The sequence below is a fragment of the Marivita cryptomonadis genome (assembly GCF_002115725.1).
GTDB lineage: Bacteria > Pseudomonadota > Alphaproteobacteria > Rhodobacterales > Rhodobacteraceae > Marivita > Marivita cryptomonadis.
Genome location: NZ_JFKD01000105.1, coordinates 1 through 757 on the forward strand (window position 1 = coordinate 1; position 757 = coordinate 757).

1 protein-coding gene is annotated in these 757 nt (G+C 62.1%); it reads left to right on the plus strand.

What is annotated here, in order from left to right:
- Positions 1–484: zinc-binding dehydrogenase (locus MCRY_RS22515; RefSeq protein WP_139834181.1), on the plus strand; the 484-nt coding region annotated here is incomplete at its 5' end.
- Positions 485–757 lie beyond the last annotated feature (273 nt).

The window sequence follows — 757 nt, forward strand, 5'->3', positions numbered from 1 at the left end:
GGCGAACATCCGCGGCGCCCACGTGTTGGCGGCGGTGCGCAAGGCTGACCAGGTCGAGGTGTTGCAGGGGCAAGGGTTCGACGCCATTGCGTTGGGCAAGCCCGAAGAACTGGGCGCGCAGGTTCATGCGGTGTTCAAGGGCGGCGCCGATGTGATCTTCGACACCACCGGTTTCTGGCTGCCAGCCGCCGTGGCCGGCCTGGCTCCGTTTGGCCGCATCGCGATCATTGCCGCACCGGTGGACGGCCACGTACAACTGCCGGCCCTGGCCCTGTACCGCAAGGGTGGCTCGGTGGTGGGCATCAATTCATTGCTCTACAACTGCGAGCAATGCGCGGTGATGCTGGAGCAGTTCGGACGCTTTTTCGATGAAGGGCAACTGCCATTGCCGACTGGCCAGCGCGAAGTGGCGCTGGCCGATGGCGTGCAGTGCTATGAGGACGTGAATCAAGGCAGCGCCGACAAAATCATCTTGCTGCCCTGACACGATCGGGGCAGTTAAGGCCTTTCTGTAGGAGCGAGCTTGCTCGCGAAAAACCTCAACGATAACGCGCGCTTCCTGAATGAACGCGGCGCCTGTGAGTTTTTCGCGAGCAAGAACTAGGCGTCCCCCTCGCTCCTACAGACGGCGATGGACGCTGCCCTACATTTCGCTCGGCACTAGGCGTCGGGAACGCCTTTTTCCCATGCCGACCAGTTCTTCAGGATCGCCTGTACCAACGGATTGCCCGTGCGGTACAGGTTTTCCAGCGCGGGT